Source organism: Actinomadura citrea, assembly GCF_013409045.1.
Lineage (GTDB): Bacteria > Actinomycetota > Actinomycetes > Streptosporangiales > Streptosporangiaceae > Spirillospora > Spirillospora citrea.
In genome coordinates, this window is sequence record NZ_JACCBT010000001.1 from 1,534,218 (window position 1) to 1,549,535 (window position 15,318).

Genomic DNA, 15,318 nt, shown 5'->3' on the forward strand with positions numbered 1-15,318 from the left:
TGGAGCGCGCTCCAGGTCAAGGCCCGGCCGTCGCCTCGTCGAGCCAGTCGTACCAGGCGTCCAGGCCGTCGCCGCGGGTCGCCGAGACGGGCAGGACGCACAGCCCGGGGCACAGCCGGCGGGCCGCGTCCCGGCAGGCGTCCATGTCGAAGTCGACGTGCGGCAGCAGGTCGGTCTTGTTGAGCAGCAGGACGTCCGCGCCGCGGAACATGTGCGGGTACTTCAGCGGTTTGTCGTCGCCCTCGGTGACGGACATGAGCACGACGCGGGCACGCTCGCCGAGGTCGAACAGCGCCGGGCAGACGAGGTTGCCGACGTTCTCGACGAACACCGTGGAGCCGTCCGGCGGCGCCAGCGCGGCCAGTGCGCCGGCCACCATCGCGGCGTCGAGATGGCAGCCGGCGCCCGTGTTGACCTGGACGGTCCGGGCCCCGGCGGCGGCCAGGCGCCGCGCGTCCAGCAGCGTCTCCTGGTCGCCCTCGATCACCGAGATCGGGCGGTCCGGGCTCAGGTCGGCGACGGTGCGCGCCAGCAGCGTCGTCTTCCCCGAACCGGGGGAGCTCATCACGTTGAGCGCGGCGATGCCGCGTTCGGCCAGCCACGCCCGGTTCCGGCCGGCCAGGTCGTCGTTGCGGGCCAGGACCCTCTGGCCCAGCGTCACGACGTGCCCGTCCTCGTGCCCATGCCCATGCCCGTGTCCGTGGACGGGATCGTGGACGTGGACATGGCCGGGAGCGTCCCCCGGGGCCGTCAGGGTCGTCAGGCGCGCGGCGTCCTCGCCGTCGCAGCCGCAGGTCTCACACATCGTCGGCGACCTCCACCGCTTTGATCGTCAGGTCGGCGCCGCCGCTGATCACCACGTCGGCGCTGCCGCACGGGCACATCGCGAGCGGGTCGCGCGCCGGGAACGAGACACCGCAGTCGGCGCAGTCGCCGACGCCCTCCGGCTCGGTGATGTCGAGCCGCGCGCCCTCGACGCACGTCCCCTCGCCGGCCAGTTCGAAGCAGAAACGCACCGCGTCCGGCATGACTCCGGAAAGTCTCCCAATTTCCAGGTGCACCACCACCACCCGCGAATCGGGCAATTGGGTAGAAATTGCCGCGATGACGCTCTCCGTCACGGCCAATTCGTGCACGCGCCCTCCCGGCCCGTTTCCATTGTCCCAGCGCCGTTCTGCTGCCCCGATCTCCCCAGGTCAAACGGTGTGTTTACCGAATCGGGGAAATGCCTTGGGGGGCTTTTCGGGCGGTGTTTCGCGCCGTTCCCCCAGGGCAACCGCATGGGTGATGACCGCAGTCGGTCGAGGGGGGAAGCGATGACGAGCGTCGCTCCGGCGCAACCGCTGACGGACGAGATCCACATTCTGTGGACGTCCGAGGGAATGAGCTGCGACGGGGACACCATCTCGGTGACCGCGGCGTCGCTGCCGAGCATCGAGGACGTCGTCCTCGGCGCGATACCGGGCCTGCCGAAGGTCCACCTGCACAACAAGGTGCTCGCCTACGAGAACGGCGACGAGTTCATGGAGGCGTTCCGGCAGGCCGCGCGCGGCGAGCTGGCGCCCTTCATCCTCGTCGTCGAGGGTTCGATCCCCAACGAGAACATCAACGGGGACGGCTACTGGACGTCGATGGGGAACGACCCCGAGACCGGCGAGCCGATCCCGGTGAACACCTGGATCGACCGGCTCGCGCCGAAGGCGTGGGCGGTCGTGGCGATCGGCACGTGCGCGACCTACGGCGGCATCCACGCCATGGCGGGCAACCCGACGGGCTGCATGGGCCTCGCCGACTACCTCGGCTGGGACTTCCGCTCCGCGGGCGGGCTGCCGATCGTGAACGTGCCGGGCTGCCCCGTGCAACCGGACAACTTCATGGAGACGCTGCTCTGGGTGCTGCACCAGGCGGTCGGGCAGGCGCCGGTCATCCCGCTGGACGACCGGCTGCGCCCGACGTGGCTGTTCGGCAAGACCGTCCACGAGGGCTGTGACCGCGCCGCCTACTACGAGCAGGCCGACTTCGCGCGCGACTACAACTCGCCGAAGTGCCAGGTGAAGATCGGATGCTGGGGCCCGGTCGTGAACTGCAACGTCACCAAGCGCGGCTGGATGGACGGCGTCGGCGGCTGCCCCAACGTGGGCGGCATCTGCATCGGCTGCACCATGCCCGGCTTCCCGGACAAGTTCATGCCGTTCATGGACGAGCCGCCCGGGGCGAGCCTCTCCACGACGCTGCTGCGGTCCTACGGGCCGTTCATCCGGAAGATGCGGTCGATCACCAACAAGGGCGCGAACCGGGAGCCGAAGTGGCGCCACAACCGGGAGAGGCTGACCAGCGGCTACCAGCCCCGCTGGCCGCACCAGTGAGCGATGCCCGCGCCGGTGGTCGGCCCCACCGGCGCGGTACGGCCTGACCAGAAAAGACACGGACGCAGGACGGCCGCGCCGATGGACGGCGGCCGGGCGAGGGAACAGGGGCGAGTCATGGAGCGGGGCGAGTCATGAAGCAGGGGACGCAGGCGCGAGGCGAACGGGCCGCCACGCAGGCGGGGCTCGTCGAGGTGGCATTCGACCCGATCACCCGGATCGTCGGCAACCTCGGCATCTACACCAAGATCGACTTCGCGAACGGGCAGGTGGCCGAGTGCCGGAGCACCTCGTCCATCTTCCGCGGCTACAGCGTGTTCATGAAGGGCAAGGACCCGCGCGACGCGCACTTCATCACCAGCCGGATCTGCGGCATCTGCGGCGACAACCACGCGACCTGCTCGATCTACGCCCAGAACATGGCCTACGGGATCAAACCGCCGCCGCTCGCCGAATGGATCATCAACCTCGGCGAGGCCGCCGAGTACATGTTCGACCACACGCTGTTCCAGGACAACCTGGTCTTCGTCGACTTCTGCGAGCGCATGGTCGCCGAGACGAACCCGGGCCTGCTCGCCACGGCCAAGAACACCGACGCGCCGCGCGGCGACGTCCACGGGTTCCGCAAGATCGCCGACATCATGACGGCGTTCAACCCCTTCGAGGGCTCGGTCTACAAGGAGGCCCTCCAGCTCAGCCGCATCACCCGCGAGATGATCTGCCTGATGGAGGGGCGCCACGTCCACCCGTCCACGCTGTACCCGGGCGGCGTGGGGACGGTCGCGACGCCGCAGGTGTTCACCGACTACCTCGTCCGGCTGACCCGCTGCCTCGACTTCGTCAAGCGCGCCGTCGCGATGAACGACGACATCTTCGACTTCTTCCTGGAGTCGCTGCCCGGCTACGACCAGGTGGGCCGGCGGCGGACGCTGCTCGGCTGCTGGGGCGCCTTCCAGAACCCCGACGTGTGCGACTACGACTACCGGCACATGTCCGAGTGGGGCCGGGCCGCCTACGTGACCCCGGGCATCGTCGTGGACGGGCAGCTCCTCACGACGGACCTGGTCGACATCAACCTCGGCATGAGGATCCTGCTCGGCAGCTCCTACTACGACGACTGGGTGAACGAGGAGACCTTCGTCAAGGAGGACCCGCTCGGCAACCCGATCGACCAGCGGCACCCGTGGAACCAGACGACGCTGCCGAGCCCGCAGAAGCGCGACCTCGACGGCGGCAAGTACAGCTGGGTGATGAGCCCCCGCTGGCGCCACCCCGGGACCGGCGACCACCTCGCGCTCGACACCGGCGGCGGGCCGCTCGCCCGGCTGTGGGCGACCGCGCTGGCCGGCGAGGTCGACACCCCGTACGTCCGCTCCACCGGGCACAGCGTCCAGATCGACCTGCCGAAGACCCCCGGTATGCCGGAGGTCAACCTGGAGTGGAAGCCGCCGCAGTACGCCAACACGATCGAGCGCGACCGCGCCCGCGCGTACTTCATCGCCTACGCGGCGGGGATGGCGCTGCACTTCGCCGAGAAGGCCCTCGACGAGGTCCGCTCCGGTCGGACGAAGGTGTTCACCGACTTCGACGTCCCGGACGAGGCGATCGGCTGCGGGTTCCACGAGGCGGTCCGCGGCGTGCTGTCGCACCACCTCGTCATCCGCGACGGCAAGATCGCCAACTACCACCCGTACCCGCCGACGCCGTGGAACGCCAGCCCGCGCGACTCCTACGGCACGCCGGGCCCCTACGAGGACGCCGTCCAGGGGCAGCCGATCTTCGAGGAGAACGGGCCGGACGACTTCAAGGGCATCGACATCATGCGGACCGTCCGCAGCTTCGACCCGTGCCTGCCGTGCGGGGTGCACATGTACGTCGGCAACGGCCGGACGATCGAGAAGCGGCACTCCCCGATGTTCGGCGCCCAGGAAGGCCAGTGATGGGCTGGGACGACGAGCGCGTCCGCGAGCACGTCCAGCGCCTCGAAGGGCTGCTCGACGGGATCGACCCCGGGGCGCACCAGGCCGTCCAGGCGCTGGTGGAGCTCTACGGGGAGGCGCTCGGCCGGATCGTGCGGCTCTGCGCGGACGCCTCGGAGCTGGCCGGCGACGAGCTGCTCTGCCACCTGCTGGCCATGCACGGCCTGCACCCCGAGGCGCCGGAGGCGCGGGTCCGGCGGGCCCTCGCCGCGCTGGAGGCGTTCCTGGCCAAGCACCGCACGTCCGTGGAGCTGACCGGGGTCGACGGGGAGTCGGTGCGGCTGAAGGTCGCGACCGAGGGGCGCGCCGCCGCGCCCCGCCCGGTGCTGGACGCCGTGGAGCGGGCGGCCCTCGCCGCGGCGCCGGAACTGGAGCGGGTCGAGATCGAGGCGCCCGCGCCGGAGAAGGTGCTGATCACTCTGGACCAGGTGCGGAGCCGCGTATGACGCCGGGGCTCTCCACACCGAGGCTGGCCGCGCTGGCCTCGGCTCCGCCGCGCCCGGCGCCGCCGCCGGGCGAGGCCGTGGAGCGGTGCGAGCTGTGCGCCGAACCCGTGCACGACGCGCACCGGCACCTGCTCGACCTGGAGGAGGGCGAGCTGCTGTGCGCGTGCGGGGCGTGCACCCTCCTGTTCGACGGCCGGCCGGCGGGCGGGCGGCACTACCGGCTCGTCCCGGACCGGCGGCGCGAGCTGACCGGCTTCCACCTGGACGGCCCGCTGTGGGCCGGTCTCGGCATCCCGGTCGACCTGGCCTTCTTCACCGTCTCCGGGACGGGCGAGGTCACCGCCCGCTATCCGAGCCCGGCGGGGGCGCTGCACGCGGCCGTCCACGCCGCGAGCTGGCGGCGCCTGGCCGAGGCGAACCCCGTCCTGGCGGAACTGCGCCCGGACGTGGAGGCGCTCGTCGTGCACCGGGCGCGGGACGCGGCCGAGCACTGGATCCTCCCGATCGACGACTGCTACCGGCTCACCGCCCTGCTGCGCGAGCACTGGACTGGCTTCACCGGCGGCGACGCGGTCTGGCATCACATCGGCGCGTTCTTCACCGAGTTGACGGCGGCCCGGGCGGCCGCCGAGGAGAAGAGGGGAACACGATGATCAGAGTGGGGAAGCCCGACGTCACTCCCGACAGGCCCTCGCACACGAGGGGCGTCCGCGAGGGCAACCAGACGGGCAACTACGACAAGCAGGTCGGGCACCTGCCCGACGGCACGTCCACCGCGGCCCGCTCGACGGGGATCAACCCGGAGACCCGCGGCCCGATCCTCGATTCGATGCCCAATCTCTCCCCAGCATGAGCGCAGCGAACCGGGGGGGTGTGGGGGGTCGTCCCCCCACGGGTGACGGGCATGAGCGCAGCGAACCGGGGGGTGTGGGGGGTCGTCCCCCCACGGGTGACGGGCATGAGCGCAGCGAACCGGGGGGTGTGGGGGGGCGTCCCCCCACGGGTGACGGGCATGAGCGCAGCGAACCGGGGGGCGCGGGGGGTCGTCCCCCTTCGAAGGGGCAGGGCATGAACGAGACACCGGAGCTCGGGCTCGACCTGCTCGGCATCGAGCCGGAGAAGTTCGCGGCGACGCCGACGCTGAGCCTGCGGATCGGGCTGCGGCGGCTGGACGGCGGGCCCGTCCAGTGCGTGCTGCTCACCACGGTGGTGACGATCGCGGCGGCGCGCCGCGGCTACGACGACGCCGAGCGCGACCGGCTCGCCGGGGTGTTCGGCCCGCCGGAGATGTGGGACCGGTCGCTGCGCGGGCTGACCTGGGCGCGCGTCGGCGCCACCGTGCCGACGTTCCAGGGCGGGACGGAGGCGACGCTGTCCCTGCCGTGCGGGCACGACATGCAGGTCGCGGCCGACCGGTACCTGCACGCGCTCGGCGGCGGCGACGTCCCGCTCGACCTGGCCTTCAACGGCACGGTCTTCTACCCCGGCGAGGACGGCGCGCTGCGCACCGGGCAGATCCCGTGGCATCACGAGGCCACCGGCGACCTGCCCCTCCAGGTGTGGCGGGACCTGATGGGCCGCTACTACGGCACCGCCCGCTGGCTGCGGCTGGACGACGACTGCTTCGGCCGCCTCTCGGCCTACCGGGCCCGCCGCGCGCACTCCTCGTTCGACGACACGGTCGACGAACTGCTGCGCCAGGCCGAGAAGCGACGTGGGGAGGAAGAGTGGACCGCCTGAGGGCGATCGCGGACACCGTCCTCTACGAGGGGTACCTGCTCTGGCCGTACCGCCGGTCCGCCTTGAAGAACCGGCAGCGCTGGACGATCGGGGGCGTCTATCCGCGCGGCTACGCCGAGCGGAACAGCGACCACTGGACGGTCCACGCCGAGTTCCTCCTCGAAGCCGTCCCCGGCGCCGACGTCGAGGTCACGCTGCGGTTCCTGCACGCGGTGCACCGCCAGGTGATGCACGGCGACGGTCCCGTGGACGAGATCCGCGTCGGGGACGAGATCTGCACCAGCTGGCAGGAGGCACGCGAACGCGAGCTCACCAGCGGACCGATCGCGGTCGAGCGTCTCGTGCACGCCCCCGTCAGCGTCCCCGTCGAGGTGGCCGCGGGTGCCGAAGAGGAGGCCGTGGAAGGCAAGGCGTGCAGCGGCGGCGGTGTGCGGTTCGTCCGGTCGTGGGAGCGGGTGGACGGGCGGGTCGAGGTCTCGGCCGTGCCCGCCGGGGACGGCGTGGTGCGGCTGCGCGTCGAGGTCGTCAACACCGGCGCCGCCGGGGAGCGCGAGGACGCCGTCCGCGCCGGGATGCTGTGCGCGCATGTCGTGGCGCGCACGGGCGGCGGCGCGTTCGTGTCGCTCACGGATCCGCCGGAGCGGCTCGCGGGGGCGGCGGCCGCGTGCGGCAGGGACGGGCTGTGGCCGGTCCTCGCGGGGGAGCCGGGCAGCCGCGACACCGTCCTCGCGGCGCCGATCGTCCTCTACGACTGGCCGCAGGTGGCGCCGGAGAGCCCGGGCGACCTGTTCGACGGGACGGAGATCGACCAGTTGCTGATCCTCAGCGTGCTCAGCCTCACCGAGGACGAGCGGCGCGAGATGGCGGCGACCGACCCGAAGGCGCGGCAGATCCTGGAGCGGTGCGGCGCCCTGTCGTCCGGTGAGCTGCTCGCGCTGCACGGCACATTGAGGGATCCGCGGAGGGACGTGTGGTGAGGGGGGAAGACGTGAGCGGGGAGGACGTGGGCGCGGGCGTGCGGGAGACGGCTCCGGGGAGCCGGGTCCGGCTGCGTCCGCGCGGGGGCGCGGACATCTTCGACCTGGCGCTCGTCGGGCGCACCGCCGTCGTCGAGCGCGTCGAGGAGGACATGGAGGGCGGGGTGCACCTGGTCGTCGCATTGGACGACGACCCGGGCCGCGACCTCGGTCCCTACAACCAGCTCGGGCACCGCTTCTTCGTGCGGCCGGACGAGGTCGAGCCGCTGCCGGGGGAGGCGCCGTCCCGCAAGGTGCTCGTCGCGGGGATCGGGAACGTCTTCCACGGCGACGACGGGTTCGGGGTCGAGGTCGTCCGGCGGCTGCGGACCCGTCCGCAGCCGCCCGGCGTGGACGTCGTCGACTTCGGCATCCGCGGCATCGACCTCATGTACGCGCTCGGCGACGGCTACGAGGCCGCGGTCCTGGTCGACGCGGCCGAGCGCGGCCACGCGCCCGGCACCGTGTCGCTGGTCGAGCCCGGCCCGGACGACTTCGGCGGCGTCGCCGTCGACGCGCACGGCCTCGACCCCGCGCAGGTGCTGCGGCTGGCCCGGGACAACGGCCCGGTCCCGCCGCGCATCCTGCTCGTCGCGTGCGAGCCGTCGGCGCGGACCACGGACGCCACCTGGGAGATGAGGCTCAGCGCGCCGGTCGGCGCGGCGGTCGAGGAGGCCGCCGGGATGGTCGAGCGGCTGCTGGCGGAGGAATTCACGCAGGAACTCGCGCAGGAGGGAGCGGGGGGATGAGGAAAGGGATCTGCAGGGGCCGGGGCGTCGTCCGGCTGATGCTCGGACTGGTCGCGGTCGGCGCGATCGTAATGCTCGTCAAGGAGGTGCCGGCGCTGCGCCGGTACGTCAAAGCCGAGTCGATGTGATCGGGGACGCGGAGCGGACGCTCGTGACGACGATCGAGCGGCGGCTCGTCGGCCATCTGAAGGACGCGCACGCGCTCCAGGAGCACACCGAGGCCGCGCTGAGCGAGATGCTGACCGCGGCGGCCGACGAGCCGGAGCTGTGCCGGCCGCTCGGGCACTACGCCGAGCGGTCGCGGGCGTACACGAGGGCGATCGAGGCGCGGCTGCACGCGCACGGGTCGTCCCCGAGCATCGCGCGCGACGCCGGGACGCTGCTCGCGTCCGTGCTGGAGGGCGGCATCGGCCACGGCCACCGCGACCCCGTCAGGCACATGCGGGACGCCTACGTCGCCGTCCACCTGCAGATCGGGGCGGGCGAGACGCTGCGGCGGGTCGCCGACCGCGCCGGGGACGGGGAGACGGCGGCGGTCGCGGCGGCGATGTGCGAGGACGCCCACGCGATGTCGCACGAGCTGTCGGACCGCTGGGACCTCGCCGTGGACATGTCGCTGCGCGCCGGGCACGCCCCGTCCGCGGGGGACGGCCGGTGACCGCCGTGAAGGAGGTGTTCCGCCGCCGCGCGGAGCCGGGCGCCGCGCTCGCCGAGGAGGCCGGCGCCATCGCCGCGGCCTGCCACGCGATGGCGGCCCGCTTCCACCGCGGGGGACGCCTGCTCACCTTCGGGACCGGTGCCGCCGCGACCGACGCGCAGCACGTCGCGGTCGAGTTCGTGCACCCGGTGATCGTCGGCAAGCGGGCGCTGCCCGCGCTGTCGCTCACCGGCGACGTCGCGACGATCACCGGCGTCTGCGCCGGCGCGGGGTTCGACGACGTGTTCGCCCACCAGGTCCGCTGCTTCGGCGGCCCGGACGACATCGCGTTCGGGATCTCGCCGGACGGCCGCTGCGGCAGCGTCCTGCGCGCCATGGAGTGCGCCCGGGACCGCGGCATGCTGACGGTCGCGCTGGCGGGCGGCGACGGGGGAGGGCTCGCCGGGGCGGTCGACCACCTGGTCACCGTGCCGTCCGGCGACCCGCGGGTCGTGAAGGAGGTGCACGTCACCGCGTACCACGTGCTGTGGGAGCTGGTGCACGTGTTCCTGGAGCAGCCGGGCGTGCTCGGCCAGGAGGTGACCGCGTGACCGGGTGCACGGGCGACCACTGCGTGACCTGCGCGGACGAGGCCGTCCCGGTCGTCGTCGCGCGGCTCCTCGGCGACGGCCTCGCGGACGTCGACGTCGGCGGCGGACGGCTCGAACAGGTCAGCGTGGCGCTGGTGGACGCCGATGTCGGCGACACCGTGCTCGTCCACGCCAAGGAGGCGATCGGGGTCGTGACGACGTGACCGAGATGCTCTATCCCTTCCTGTACGCGGGCGGCTCGGGGCTGGACACACTGCTGGAGGACGTGCGCCGCTCGACGCGCGAGAAGGTCGAGGAGATCGTCCGGCTGCGGGAGGCCGTCCTGGAGCTGTACGGCGAGGACCTCGCGGCCTGCGCCGCGCGGATGGCGGACGCGTTCCGCTCCGGCGGCCGGCTCTTCACGTTCGGCAACGGCGGCAGCTCGACGGACGCGCAGGACGTCGCGGCGCTGTTCCTCAACCCGGGCGGGTCCGCGCGGCCGCTGCCCGCGCTGGCGCTCACGACCGACGTCGCCGTGGTCACCGCGCTGTCCAACGACGTCGGGTTCGAGGTGGTGTTCGCGCGGCAGCTCGCCGCGTTCGGGCGTCCGGGCGACATCGCGCTGGCGCTGTCCACCAGCGGGAACTCCGACAACCTCATCGCCGCGCTGCGGGAGGCGGCGCGGCGCGGGATGACGGTGGTCGGGCTCGCCGGATACACCGGCGGGCAGATGGCGGAGACGTCCGGCCTGCACCACTTGTTCACGGTCCCGTCGTCGTCGGTGCACCGCATCCAGGAGGCGCAGACGACGATCTACCACGCGCTCTGGGAACTGACGCAGCGCGAACTGGCGGGGGAGGACTTCTGATGTGCCTGGCGATACCGGGCGAGATCGTGGAGATCATGCCGGACCGCCCGATGGCGAAGGTGGACGTGACCGGCGTCCGGCGGGCGGTGAACATCGCCCTGCTCGACGGGGAGCGGCTCGCCGCCGGCGACTGGGTCCTCATCCATGTCGGGTTCGCCATGTCCAAGATCGACGAGGACGAGGCGAGGGCGACGCTGGCGCTGCTGGAGGGCCTCGGCGAGGCCTACGACGACGAGATCGACGCGCTGCGGGAATCGAGGATCGACTGATGCGCTTCGTCGACGAGTACCGGGACGCGGAGCGGGCGCGGGCGCTCGCCGCCTCGATCGCCTCGCTGTGCGAGCCCGGGCGGCACTACAAGTTCATGGAGGTGTGCGGCGGCCACACGCACACCATCTACAAGCACGGCCTGGAGGACTACCTGCCGGAGAGCATCTCGCTGGTGCACGGGCCGGGCTGCCCGGTGTGCGTGATCCCGATGGGGCGGGTGGACGACGCGATCCACATCGCGTCGCAGCCCGACGTCATCATGGCGTCGTTCGGGGACATGATGCGGGTACCGGGCGGCCGGGGGTCGTTCCTGGACGCCAAGGCCGCCGGCGCGGACATCCGGATGGTGTACTCGCCGCTGGACGCGCTGAAGATCGCCGAGCGGAACCCGTCGCGGCGCGTGGTGTTCATGGGGATCGGGTTCGAGACGACCGCGCCGTCCACCGCCATGACGGTGCTGCGGGCGGCCGCGGCCGGAATCCGGAACTTCTCGGTGTTCTGCAACCACGTGACGATCCTTCCGGCGATCAAGGCCATTCTCGACTCGCCGGACCTGCGCCTGGACGGCTTCCTCGGCCCGGGCCACGTGTCGACCGTGATCGGCTGCCGGCCCTACTCGTTCATCACCGACGACTACGGGAAACCGCTGGTCGTCGCCGGGTTCGAGCCGCTGGACATCCTGCAGTCGGTGCACATGCTGCTGGCCCAGCTCGCCGCGGGCCGCTCGGAGGTGGAGAACCAGTACGGCCGGGTCGTCCCGTGGGACGGCAATCCCCGGGCACTGGAGGCGATCTCCGAGGTCATGGAGCCGCGGCCGTACTTCGAGTGGCGCGGTCTCGGCTTCATCTCCCACTCCGCGCTCCGGATGAAGGAGGAGTTCGCCGCCTTCGATGCCGAGCGCATCTTCGACATCCCGGGCGGACGCGTCGCCGATCCGAAGGCGTGCCAGTGCGGCGAGGTGCTCAAGGGCGTCCTGAAACCGTGGGAGTGCAAGGTCTTCGGGACGGCCTGCACCCCGGAGACGCCGATCGGGACGTGCATGGTCTCGTCCGAGGGCGCGTGCGCCGCGTACTACAACTTCGGCCGCTTCACCCGCGAGCGGATCGGCGAGGTCGGCCGGAGCGGCGGGGCGGGCCGGGCGGAAGACGCCGGACAGGTGAGGGAGACGGCGCGATGACCGTCCGCGAGGAACAGGTCCTGGAACGCATCGAGCGCGCGCGGGCCCGCAAGGCCCGGCTCCGCGAGGACACGATCACGCTCGCGCACGGCTCCGGCGGCAAGGCCACCCACACCCTGGTCGAGGCGGTGTTTCGGGAGGCGTTCACCAATCCGCTCCTGGACCGGCTGGACGACTCGGCGTGTTTCGCGGTGAACGGCGCCCACCTCGCCTTCACCACCGACTGCCATGTGGTGTCGCCCCTGTTCTTCCCCGGCGGCGACATCGGCGACCTGGCCGTCAACGGGACCGTCAACGACCTCGCCGTCTGCGGCGCGAGGCCGCTGCACCTGTCGGCGGGGTTCATCCTCGAAGAGGGGTTCCCCGTCGCCGACCTGCGGCGCATCGTCGAGTCGATGCGGCGCGCGGCGGACGCGGCGGGCGTCGACATCGTCACCGGCGACACCAAGGTCGTCGAGCGCGGGAAGGCCGACGGCTGCTTCGTCACCACGGCGGGCGTGGGGGTCGTGCGGTCCCGGCCGGCGGGGGAGATCCGTCCCGGCGACACCGTGCTGGTGACGGGGCCGATCGGCGAGCACGGCGTCACGATCATGCTGGCGCGCGGCGAGCTCGACCTGGAGGCCGACGTCGTCTCGGACACCGCGCCGCTGACCTGCCTGCTCGCCGACCTGGCCGACGCGTGCCCGGGCGGCCTGCGCCGGATGCGGGACGCGACGCGGGGCGGCGTGGCGACCGTCCTCAACGAGCTGGCGTCGGACGCCGGGACGGCCGTGGTGGTGGAGGAGGACGCGATCCCGGTGCGCCCCGCCGTCCGGGGCGCCTGCGAGCTGCTCGGGATCGACCCGATGTACGTCGCGTGCGAGGGCCGCGCCGTGGTCGTGGTCGCCCCCGAGTGCGAGCGGGCCGCGCTGGCGGCGCTGCGGGCCCACCCGCTGGGCGAGGAGGCCGCCGTCATCGGCCGCGTGACCGACGACCCGTCCGGCCTCGTCCTGCTGAAGACGGCCTTCGGCGGCACCCGCATCGTCGACCTCCTGGTCGGCGACCCGCTACCGCGCATCTGCTGACGCCGGGCGGCCCCGCCGGACGCCGGCGAGCGTGACGAGCAGCGACGCCGCCGTCAGCGCCGCGCCGAACCAGAGGACGCTCCTGACGCCCAGATGGTCGGCGAACAGCCCGCCGAACAGCGCGCCGACCGCGATGGAGGTGTTGTAGGCCAGGGTGTTGAGCGACATCGCGGCCTCGAACGTGTCGGGCGCGGCGGCGAGCGTCATGTTGACCTGGCACAGCTGCCAGGCGCCGAAGGACACGCCCCACACGACGAGCAGGACGACCGGCGCGGCCGTCCAGTGCCCGACCGTCAGAAGCAGCAGCAACGAGGCGACGAGGCCCGAGCAGGCGGTGACGAAGGTCGCCTTGAGGTGCCTGGTCGCGGTGTGCCCGGCGATGAAGTTCCCCAGGGCGCCCCCGATGCCGTAGGCCATCAGGAGCCCGGTGATGGAGGCGGGCGAGGCGTCCGAGTCGCCTTCCAGGAACGGCCGCACGAACGTGTAGGCCCCGAAGTGGCCGAGCACGAACAGCACGACGGTGAACATGACCGAGCGCAGCCGCACGTTCCTGAGCGGAAGGGCGAACACCTCGCGGACTGGGACCGCGTTCCGCGACGGCAGCGACGGGATGACGGCGGCGACCGCGAGGAACACCAGCGCGCTGAGGCCGCTCCAGATGAGGAACGTCGTCCGCCAGCCGGTGAGGTCCTCAAGGAACGTGCCGAGCGGCATGCCCACCACGGCGGCGATCGAGATGCCGGACATCACGACCGCGGCCGCCCTGCTCGCCTGGCGCTCCGGAACGAGGCGCATCGCCATGCTCACGCCGATGGCCCAGAAGACCCCGCTCGCGAAACCCATGGTGAGCCGTGTCGCGAGGACGAGCGGATAGTTCGGGGAGACGGCGGTGACCAGGTTCCCCGCGGCCAGGACCGCCAGGAGCGCCGAGAGCAGGACGCGGCGGTTGACGCGCCTGCTCCACGCCACGATGAAGGGCACGCCCAGCCCGGCCGAGACGCCGTACACCGTGACCATCAGCCCGGCGACTCCGACCGATATGCCGAGGCTCGTGCTCACCGGGGTGAGGATGCCGACGGGCATCAGCTCGGTGGTGAGGAAGGCGAACAGACTGGCCGTGATCGCCGCGACCCCCAGCCATCCTCGAAGGGCCGAGTGCGGGCGCTCCTCCCGAACGGCCGCATCGCCTCTGATCGTCTCGTCGGTCGTCGTGTTCGTGTCCACCCCCGGAGTCTCGACCCGGCGCGATCGATGAGTCCAACACATGTTTGTCATCTCATTGATCGCGATCCAAGATGGATCGATGGAGCTCCAGCAGATGCGCTACGTGGTCGCGGTGGCGGAGACGGCGAACTTCACCCGGGCGGCCGAGCGCTGCCGGGTCGTCCAGTCGGCGCTGAGCCACCAGATCGCCCGGCTGGAACGCGAGCTGGGCACCCGGCTCTTCGACCGGACCAGCCGCCGGGTCCGGCTGACCCCGGCCGGTGAGGCGTTCCTGCCCGCCGCCCGGCAGGCCCTCGACGCCGCGGACCGCGCCCGCGCCGAGGTCGCGGCGGTCTCCGGCGAGATCCGCGGCCGGCTCGCCATCGGCGCCATCCCCACGGTGACGGCGGTGGACCTGCCGAGCGCACTGAAGGATTTCCACGTCCGCCATCCGCAGGTGCGGGTCACGCTCCGCATCGGAGGGAGCGCGGACCTGGCCGAGCGGGTGCGGCAGGGCACGCTGGACCTCGCGTTCCTCGGGCTGCCGCGCAGCGCCCGGCCGAAAGGCGTGCACGGCCGCGTGCTGGCGCACGGCGAGCTGGTGGCGGTGGTCGCCCCCGGGCACCCGCTGGCCGACGCGGTGGACGTCGGCCTGCGCCGCCTCGCGGACGAGGTGTTCGTCGACTTCTCCGCCGGGACGGCCGGGCGCGCCCAGTCCGACGAGGCGTTCGCCGCCGCCGGGGTCGGCCGTGACGTCGCCTTCGAGGTGACGACCCCGGACCTCCTGGTCCGGCTGGTCCGGCTCGGCCTGGGCGTCGGCATGCTCCCCGCCGCCTTCGTCACCGGGCTCGCGGACCTGCGCGTCGTCGAGCTCCGTGATCCGCCGACCCGGGTCGAGCATCTGATCTGGAGCCGCCTCGGGCCCTCTCCGGCCGCCACCGCCTTTCTGGCGGCCCTGGACGTCCCGGCGGTGCCCGCACCACCTCGCGGCGCGGCGCGGGAAACGCCGTCGGCGGAAAAGGGCGGAGCGCCGGCGGATGCGGGGGCGTGAGCCACTCGGGAAGCGCCCTCTCCGGCCGGCAACGCATATCCCGCCGCTCTTTGGGCGGACGAGAAACGCACATCGCGCATTACTCGGGAAGGGTGACGTCGACCGGTGGCGGCGGCCACAACGACATCTACCTGACGACGCGATAGCTCCCTTCGGTCCATT

Annotated in this window: 20 protein-coding genes; 17 read left to right on the forward strand and 3 right to left on the reverse strand. The window is 72.4% G+C overall.

The annotated features are described in order from the left end of the window. Positions 1-16: 16 nt before the first annotated feature. Entirely contained in the window at positions 17-805 is a 789-nt protein-coding gene (gene hypB, locus BJ999_RS07490) for a hydrogenase nickel incorporation protein HypB (protein WP_179832602.1), read from the reverse strand. After that, the gene (locus tag BJ999_RS07495; RefSeq protein ID WP_179832603.1) at positions 798-1,136 is read right to left on the reverse strand and encodes a hydrogenase maturation nickel metallochaperone HypA/HybF; all 339 of its coding nucleotides are present in this window, start codon (positions 1,134-1,136) and stop codon (positions 798-800) included. The genes hypB and BJ999_RS07495 overlap by 8 nt, the downstream gene beginning before the upstream one ends. A 180-nt stretch (positions 1,137-1,316) precedes the next feature. Between BJ999_RS07495 and BJ999_RS07500 the strand changes: the two genes are divergently transcribed. From BJ999_RS07500 to hypE, 16 genes are all read left to right on the forward strand, one after another. Then, on the forward strand, positions 1,317-2,366 hold the full coding sequence (locus BJ999_RS07500; RefSeq protein WP_179832604.1) for an NADH-quinone oxidoreductase subunit B family protein: 1,050 nt from the start codon (positions 1,317-1,319) through the stop codon (positions 2,364-2,366). Between the two features lie 134 nt (positions 2,367-2,500). Continuing rightward, positions 2,501-4,306, forward strand: coding sequence for a nickel-dependent hydrogenase large subunit (locus BJ999_RS07505; RefSeq protein WP_179832605.1), 1,806 nt, complete (start codon positions 2,501-2,503; stop codon positions 4,304-4,306). Beyond that, positions 4,306-4,791: a NifU family protein gene (locus tag BJ999_RS07510; protein WP_179832606.1), complete on the forward strand. Its 486-nt coding sequence runs from the start codon at positions 4,306-4,308 to the stop codon at positions 4,789-4,791. Before BJ999_RS07505 ends, BJ999_RS07510 begins: the two co-directional genes overlap by 1 nt. Then, a complete protein-coding gene (locus BJ999_RS07515; protein ID WP_179832607.1) occupies positions 4,788-5,444 on the forward strand; it encodes a DUF5947 family protein in 657 nt (218 codons plus the stop codon). The genes BJ999_RS07510 and BJ999_RS07515 overlap by 4 nt, the downstream gene beginning before the upstream one ends. Continuing rightward, positions 5,441-5,644 (forward strand): hypothetical protein, encoded by a 204-nt coding sequence (locus BJ999_RS07520; protein ID WP_179832608.1) that lies wholly within the window; start codon positions 5,441-5,443, stop codon positions 5,642-5,644. The genes BJ999_RS07515 and BJ999_RS07520 overlap by 4 nt, the downstream gene beginning before the upstream one ends. A gap of 215 nt (positions 5,645-5,859) precedes the next feature. After that, positions 5,860-6,531 (forward strand): DUF6084 family protein, encoded by a 672-nt coding sequence (locus BJ999_RS07525; protein WP_179832609.1) that lies wholly within the window; start codon positions 5,860-5,862, stop codon positions 6,529-6,531. Continuing rightward, positions 6,519-7,508, forward strand: a complete 990-nt coding sequence (locus BJ999_RS07530; RefSeq protein WP_179832610.1) for a hypothetical protein — start codon at positions 6,519-6,521, stop codon at positions 7,506-7,508. The genes BJ999_RS07525 and BJ999_RS07530 overlap by 13 nt, the downstream gene beginning before the upstream one ends. An 11-nt stretch (positions 7,509-7,519) precedes the next feature. Continuing rightward, positions 7,520-8,296, forward strand: a complete 777-nt coding sequence (locus BJ999_RS07535) for a hydrogenase maturation protease (protein ID WP_218934983.1) — start codon at positions 7,520-7,522, stop codon at positions 8,294-8,296. Further along, positions 8,293-8,424, forward strand: a complete 132-nt coding sequence (locus tag BJ999_RS42870) for a hypothetical protein (protein ID WP_268247809.1) — start codon at positions 8,293-8,295, stop codon at positions 8,422-8,424. The genes BJ999_RS07535 and BJ999_RS42870 overlap by 4 nt, the downstream gene beginning before the upstream one ends. Then, positions 8,421-8,954: a DUF892 family protein gene (locus tag BJ999_RS07540; protein ID WP_179832611.1), complete on the forward strand. Its 534-nt coding sequence runs from the start codon at positions 8,421-8,423 to the stop codon at positions 8,952-8,954. Before BJ999_RS42870 ends, BJ999_RS07540 begins: the two co-directional genes overlap by 4 nt. Beyond that, a complete protein-coding gene (locus BJ999_RS07545) occupies positions 8,951-9,544 on the forward strand; it encodes a D-sedoheptulose-7-phosphate isomerase (protein ID WP_229810275.1) in 594 nt (197 codons plus the stop codon). The genes BJ999_RS07540 and BJ999_RS07545 overlap by 4 nt, the downstream gene beginning before the upstream one ends. Next, on the forward strand, positions 9,541-9,747 hold the full coding sequence (locus tag BJ999_RS41835) for a HypC/HybG/HupF family hydrogenase formation chaperone (protein WP_179832612.1): 207 nt from the start codon (positions 9,541-9,543) through the stop codon (positions 9,745-9,747). Before BJ999_RS07545 ends, BJ999_RS41835 begins: the two co-directional genes overlap by 4 nt. Before the next feature lie 5 nt (positions 9,748-9,752). Beyond that, positions 9,753-10,391 (forward strand): D-sedoheptulose-7-phosphate isomerase, encoded by a 639-nt coding sequence (locus BJ999_RS07555; protein WP_179838393.1) that lies wholly within the window; start codon positions 9,753-9,755, stop codon positions 10,389-10,391. Continuing rightward, positions 10,391-10,660 (forward strand): HypC/HybG/HupF family hydrogenase formation chaperone, encoded by a 270-nt coding sequence (locus BJ999_RS07560; protein ID WP_179832613.1) that lies wholly within the window; start codon positions 10,391-10,393, stop codon positions 10,658-10,660. Before BJ999_RS07555 ends, BJ999_RS07560 begins: the two co-directional genes overlap by 1 nt. Next, positions 10,660-11,838 (forward strand): hydrogenase formation protein HypD, encoded by a 1,179-nt coding sequence (hypD, locus tag BJ999_RS07565; RefSeq protein WP_179832614.1) that lies wholly within the window; start codon positions 10,660-10,662, stop codon positions 11,836-11,838. The genes BJ999_RS07560 and hypD overlap by 1 nt, the downstream gene beginning before the upstream one ends. After that, positions 11,835-12,902 (forward strand): hydrogenase expression/formation protein HypE, encoded by a 1,068-nt coding sequence (gene hypE, locus BJ999_RS07570; protein WP_179832615.1) that lies wholly within the window; start codon positions 11,835-11,837, stop codon positions 12,900-12,902. The genes hypD and hypE overlap by 4 nt, the downstream gene beginning before the upstream one ends. Here the strand turns inward: hypE and BJ999_RS07575 are convergent. Next, a complete protein-coding gene (locus tag BJ999_RS07575; protein WP_229810274.1) occupies positions 12,885-14,126 on the reverse strand; it encodes an MFS transporter in 1,242 nt (413 codons plus the stop codon). The two genes, hypE and BJ999_RS07575, sit on opposite strands and share 18 nt — an antisense overlap. Before the next feature lie 79 nt (positions 14,127-14,205). On the opposite strand from BJ999_RS07575, the gene BJ999_RS07580 reads away from it, so the two are divergent. Next, on the forward strand, positions 14,206-15,156 hold the full coding sequence (locus BJ999_RS07580; RefSeq protein ID WP_179832617.1) for a LysR family transcriptional regulator: 951 nt from the start codon (positions 14,206-14,208) through the stop codon (positions 15,154-15,156). Positions 15,157-15,318: the final 162 nt, after the last annotated feature.

Bases quoted from the DNA above. Each gene is read 5' to 3' on its own strand.
- BJ999_RS07560 (WP_179832613.1), top strand. From the start codon at position 10,391: ATGTGCCTGGCGATACCGGGCGAGATCGTGGAGATCATGCCGGACCGC.
- hypE (WP_179832615.1), top strand. From the start codon at position 11,835: ATGACCGTCCGCGAGGAACAGGTCCTGGAACGCATCGAGCGCGCGCGG.
- BJ999_RS07580 (WP_179832617.1), top strand. From the start codon at position 14,206: ATGGAGCTCCAGCAGATGCGCTACGTGGTCGCGGTGGCGGAGACGGCG.
- hypB (WP_179832602.1), bottom strand. From the start codon at position 805: ATGTGTGAGACCTGCGGCTGCGACGGCGAGGACGCCGCGCGCCTGACG.
- BJ999_RS07520 (WP_179832608.1), top strand. From the start codon at position 5,441: ATGATCAGAGTGGGGAAGCCCGACGTCACTCCCGACAGGCCCTCGCAC.
- BJ999_RS07505 (WP_179832605.1), top strand. From the start codon at position 2,501: ATGAAGCAGGGGACGCAGGCGCGAGGCGAACGGGCCGCCACGCAGGCG.
- BJ999_RS07525 (WP_179832609.1), top strand. From the start codon at position 5,860: ATGAACGAGACACCGGAGCTCGGGCTCGACCTGCTCGGCATCGAGCCG.
- BJ999_RS07510 (WP_179832606.1), top strand. From the start codon at position 4,306: ATGGGCTGGGACGACGAGCGCGTCCGCGAGCACGTCCAGCGCCTCGAA.
- BJ999_RS07555 (WP_179838393.1), top strand. From the start codon at position 9,753: ATGCTCTATCCCTTCCTGTACGCGGGCGGCTCGGGGCTGGACACACTG.
- BJ999_RS42870 (WP_268247809.1), top strand. From the start codon at position 8,293: ATGAGGAAAGGGATCTGCAGGGGCCGGGGCGTCGTCCGGCTGATGCTC.
- hypD (WP_179832614.1), top strand. From the start codon at position 10,660: ATGCGCTTCGTCGACGAGTACCGGGACGCGGAGCGGGCGCGGGCGCTC.
- BJ999_RS07500 (WP_179832604.1), top strand. From the start codon at position 1,317: ATGACGAGCGTCGCTCCGGCGCAACCGCTGACGGACGAGATCCACATT.
- BJ999_RS07515 (WP_179832607.1), top strand. From the start codon at position 4,788: ATGACGCCGGGGCTCTCCACACCGAGGCTGGCCGCGCTGGCCTCGGCT.